This window comes from Bradyrhizobium sp. (assembly GCF_017881085.1).
In the GTDB taxonomy this organism is placed as follows: domain Bacteria; phylum Pseudomonadota; class Alphaproteobacteria; order Rhizobiales; family Xanthobacteraceae; genus Bradyrhizobium.
Window position 1 is genome coordinate 1 of sequence record NZ_JADGRI010000381.1, and the last position, 4,542, is coordinate 4,542.

Genomic DNA, 4,542 nt, shown 5'->3' on the forward strand with positions numbered 1-4,542 from the left:
GGCCTGCATATGAACGACTGGGGCTATGCCTGCTTCGCGCAACTGCTCGGCGACGACATCATCAAGTCGGTCGGCCAGCTCAAGCTCGGCGTCAACCTGCCGGGCAATGTGCAGACGTATAGGCCGATGTGAGGGATGCGAAGACGCCACATATTAGTGGTCGTCGTCCCGGCGAAAGCAGGGACCCATACGCTGCGGCCCCGCTAATTTAAGGCGGTGGCTGACACCTTATCTAGCCTACGACGTCCTGTGGTTATGGGTCCCTGCTTGAACTCCGCCCTCACGCCTTCTCCAGCGCCGCCTGCAGATCCTCGATCAGATCGTCGCGGTGTTCGAGCCCTGCCGAGAACCTGATGAACCCTTCGCTGATCCCGAGTTCGGCGCGCGCCTCCGGCGTCAGCCGCTGATGCGTGGTGGTCGCGGGGTGGGTGACGAGGCTCTTGGCGTCGCCGAGATTGTTGGAGATCCGCGACAGCTTCAGCGCGTTGAGCGTGCGGAACGCCGCCGCCTTGCCCCCCTTGACCTCGAAGCCGATCAGCGTCGATCCGGCGCGCATCTGTTTCTTCACCAGAGCGGCCTGCGGGTGATCGGCGCGGCCGGGATAGATCAGCCGCGAGATCTTCGGATGCTGCGCCAGCGCTTCCGCGATAGCGGCCGCGGTCTCGGTCTGCGCGCGCACCCGGATCGCCAGCGTCTCCAGTCCCTTCAGCAGGATCCAGGCGTTGAACGGCGACATCGACGGGCCGGTCTGGCGCAGGAAGGTGTGGATGTGTTCGGCGATGAACGCTTCCGACGACAGGATGACGCCGCCCAGGCAGCGGCCCTGGCCGTCGATATGCTTCGTGGCGGAATACACCACGACATCGGCGCCCAATGTCAGCGGGCTCTGCCAGATCGGCGTCGCAAACACGTTGTCGACGATCAGCCGTGCGCCGCCCGCATGTGCGATTTCCGCGATGCTGCCGATATCGAGCACGTCGAGCGTCGGATTGGTCGGGCTCTCCAGGAAACAGCTCTTGGTGTTCGGCCGCATCGCCTTGCGCCACTGGTCGAGATCGAGGCCGTCGACCAACGTGGACGAGATGCCGTAGCGCGGCAAGAGATCTTCCACCACGTAGCGGCACGATCCGAACATCGCCTTCGCCGCCACCACGTGATCGCCGGCTTTCAGCGGCGCCAGAATGGCGGTCGTCACCGCGGCCATGCCGGTGGCGGTGGCGCGCGCGGCCTCGGCGCCTTCGAGCTCGATCATGCGGCGCTCGAACATCGAGATGTTGGGATTGGAGAAGCGCGAATAGAGAAAGCCGGGGTCCTCGCCCTTGAACCGCGCCTCGCATTGCTCGGCGGTGTCGTAGACAAAGCCCTGCGTCAGGAACAGCGCCTCGGATGTTTCGCCGAATTGCGAGCGCAAGGTGCCGGAATGGACCAGCCGGGTTTCGGGACGGTAGTGGGCGGTGGATGACGCGGGCTTGGTAGTCTCAGACATGTGACCTCCTGAGTGACCACCCCCGGGAAGCCCCTGGGAAATGGTCACAAAAAAACCGGCCTGGAAAAATTCCACAGGCCGGGATCACACTGTCCCCGGCCTGTTTAGCGACTTATTTAACGTGGCTGCAAGCCGGCCGGCTCAAATCACCACGGGATAAGTCATGCTGATATTCCCTCGCGCCCTTCCCGTCAAGGCGGCCATCGGATAACCGGTAAAAGTCCGTATTTTCAGCGTCTGGATGGCTACAACCAGGTCATCCCCAAGGACCCGATCGTGACCTTCACGCTTCCATCCGACGCCAATGGCATTTTGCCCGACCGCATGATCGCGGCGATGGCCGATGCCGGCCTCATCCTGCCGGCCTATCCGTTCGTCGAAAGCCAGATCCAGCCGGCGAGCCTCGATTTGCGTCTCGGCGACATCGCCTACCGGGTGCGCGCGAGCTTTCTGCCGGGGCCGGGCGCGACGGTGGCCGAGCGCATCGACGAACTGAAGCTGCACGAAATCAACCTGAGCGACGGCGCGGTGCTGGAGACCAACTGCGTCTACATCGTGCCGCTGCTGGAATCTCTTGCGCTGCCGCCGAATATCGTCGCCGCCGCCAATCCGAAGAGCTCGACCGGACGGCTCGACGTGTTCACCCGCGTGATCGCCGACGGCACAAGGCGGTTCGACATGATCGGCGCGGGCTATCACGGCCCGCTCTATGCCGAGATCAGCCCGAAGACGTTTCCGGTGCTGCTGCGCGAAGGCTCGCGGCTCAGCCAGGTCCGCTTTCGCACCGGCGACGCCATCCTCAGCGCCGATGAGCTCGACGCGCTGCATGAGAAGGAGCGGCTGGTCGATATCGACGACGCCGATCTCGTCAATGGCGTGGCGCTGAGCGTCGACCTCGCGGGCCAGAACGCCAGCGGTTTTGTCGGCTATCGCGCCAAGCGCCATACCGGTGTGGTCGATATCGACCGCCGCGGCGGCTATGCGATCGGTGAATTCTGGGAGGCGATCGCGGCGCGGCCTGATGGCAGCCTCATCCTCGATCCCGGCGAGTTTTACATTCTCGCCTCCAAGGAAGCCGTCCAGGTGCCGCCGGATTACGCCGCCGAGATGGTGCCGTTCGATCCCCTGGTCGGCGAATTCCGCGTGCACTATGCGGGTTTCTTCGATCCCGGTTTTGGCTATGCCGGGGCCGGCGGGCAAGGCTCCCGTGCGGTGCTGGAAGTGCGCTCGCGCGAAGTCCCGTTCATCCTCGAGCACGGCCAGATCGTCGGCCGGCTGGTCTACGAAAAAATGCTGGCGCGCCCCGACGCCATGTACGGCCAGCGCATCGGTTCGAACTACCAGGCCCAGGGCCTGAAGCTGTCGAAGCATTTTCGGGTTTAATCAGCCGTCAATGCGAGGAGCGCCAGCGACGAAGCCATCCAGCTTCGTGCGTGGGTGTGGATTGCTTCGCTGGCGCCGGCAATGACGGCTGATATATGCTCGCCGCCAACAGCAAGCCGTGGCTCGGAGTGCACATGAGCGGGGAAAAAGACGCCCAGGAAGCGCAATGGCTGCGATGGCGCAGCGTCGCCGATCTCTATCATGCGTTCTTCACCGGCCTCATCCTGACCGTGGTGACGCGGCGCGGCACGGCTGACGCCGCCGAATTCGTGTTCCGCGTGTTCCGCCGCCAGCAGCAGGAACGCTTTCTGCCCGGCCTGGAAAAACTCGGCCTCAAGGATCTGCCGCCGGCGGTGGCTGCCGCTCAATATCATTATCTCTCCAACTGGATCGGCGGCGTGTCGGTCGAATACATGTATGAGACCGACCGCAAGGCCTGGATCCGCTACCCGCCGCCGCGCTGGATCTGGCGCGGCACCGCGATCTGCGGCGTGCCCGGCGAAGTGTCGCGCGCGATGCTGCGCGGCTGGCACGCCAACAATGGCGCGGCTCTCGGCAATTTGAATCTCGGTTTTGTCTGTACCAAGCAGAGCGTCGACGGCCAGGACGGCCTCGAAGGCTATTACTGCGAATATGACCACGCGCTCGAACCCGACCAGCGCCTGGTGTTCGCCCGGCATCTCGAAGCTCCCATGTTCGATCCGGCCATTGCGCCGGCGCTGCCGGTCAAGAGCTGGCCGAAGCCGCGGCTGGAAAAGGCGTACCGCAATTACGCGATGGAATATGTGCGGACAGCGGCGCCGGTGATGGTGCAATTGTTCGGCCCCGACGATGCCGGCTATCTCCTGCACCTCACCGGCAGGCTGATCGGCATGCAGTATTTCGACGAGGTCGCGCGCGGCTTTGAGGCAAGCCGAGGCGCCGCAAGGGATTTCGCGGGCTTCCTGTGCGCGCTGTTCGAAGCGCAGGACGATGCGGTCGGGATCGAGGAGTCCGGAGGCAGTTTCGAGATCAGGCAGCAGACCTGGAAGCTGATGGCCGACATCGCCGATTACCATCCCGCCTGCGCGAAGGTCCTGGAGGGATTGTTCGAGGGCCTCGCGGCCGGCTGCGGCCGCCATATCCCGGTCACCCTACGGCCAGCGGCCGGCGGCGGTCCGCCGTTCGTGTGGTCGATCGGATGACCTCCCGCGATCGTGTGACGCGCGCCCGGCGGCCTGATCGCGCAGGCGGCCCATGCGCCGGACGCACATGGCATCGTGCGGTATCGTGCTAGGAAGCGGCCCGGCACGGCAGCCAGATCGGGCAGGAGCGCGACCAGCAAAAGTGGAATGCGGTTTTGCGTCCGATCGCGCTCCAAAATATTGAAAGGGCGCATGATCTGATCGATCATGCGCACGGGAGAGAGACTTGCCCGATATCGCCGTCCCCGAAATACCCGTCGACGAAGCGGAGCGACCGCTTCCGGCGCCCGAGCCGTCGGCGCGCAATGCGCTGCTCGACGGGCCGATCCTGCGCACGCTGTTGTGGCTGGCCTGGCCCAACGTGGTCGCGCTCAGCGCCGGCACCTGCGTCGTGATCGCCGAGACGTCCTATATCGGCCGGTTAGGGGTGGAATCGCTGGCGGCGATGGCATTGGTGTTTCCGTTCGTGATCCTGACCATGACCATGTC

At 64.5% G+C, this 4,542-nt stretch carries 3 protein-coding genes, 2 pseudogenes and 1 riboswitch; of the genes and pseudogenes, 4 read left to right on the forward strand and 1 reads right to left on the reverse strand.

Features of this window, described 5'->3' with window-relative positions:
- A pseudogene (locus QZ213_RS24960) lies at positions 1-132 on the forward strand (SGNH/GDSL hydrolase family protein); the annotation flags it as partial.
- A gap of 148 nt (positions 133-280) precedes the next feature.
- Here QZ213_RS24960 and QZ213_RS24965 read toward each other — a convergent pair.
- Positions 281-1,486, reverse strand: coding sequence for an O-succinylhomoserine sulfhydrylase (locus tag QZ213_RS24965; RefSeq protein WP_291688742.1), 1,206 nt, complete (start codon positions 1,484-1,486; stop codon positions 281-283).
- A gap of 83 nt (positions 1,487-1,569) precedes the next feature.
- Positions 1,570-1,649: riboswitch (SAM riboswitch) on the reverse strand.
- Between the two features lie 113 nt (positions 1,650-1,762).
- Here QZ213_RS24965 and QZ213_RS24970 point away from each other — a divergent pair.
- The 3 genes and pseudogenes from QZ213_RS24970 to QZ213_RS24980 all read left to right on the forward strand — a co-directional run.
- Positions 1,763-2,869, forward strand: a complete 1,107-nt coding sequence (locus QZ213_RS24970; protein WP_291688743.1) for a 2'-deoxycytidine 5'-triphosphate deaminase — start codon at positions 1,763-1,765, stop codon at positions 2,867-2,869.
- A 134-nt stretch (positions 2,870-3,003) separates the two neighbouring features.
- A complete protein-coding gene (locus QZ213_RS24975) occupies positions 3,004-4,053 on the forward strand; it encodes a hypothetical protein (protein ID WP_291688744.1) in 1,050 nt (349 codons plus the stop codon).
- Positions 4,054-4,279: 226 nt separating this feature from the next.
- Positions 4,280-4,542: pseudogene (locus QZ213_RS24980) on the forward strand (MATE family efflux transporter); the annotation flags it as partial.

Bases quoted from the DNA above. Each gene is read 5' to 3' on its own strand.
- QZ213_RS24965 (WP_291688742.1), bottom strand. From the start codon at position 1,486: ATGTCTGAGACTACCAAGCCCGCGTCATCCACCGCCCACTACCGTCCC.
- QZ213_RS24975 (WP_291688744.1), top strand. From the start codon at position 3,004: ATGAGCGGGGAAAAAGACGCCCAGGAAGCGCAATGGCTGCGATGGCGC.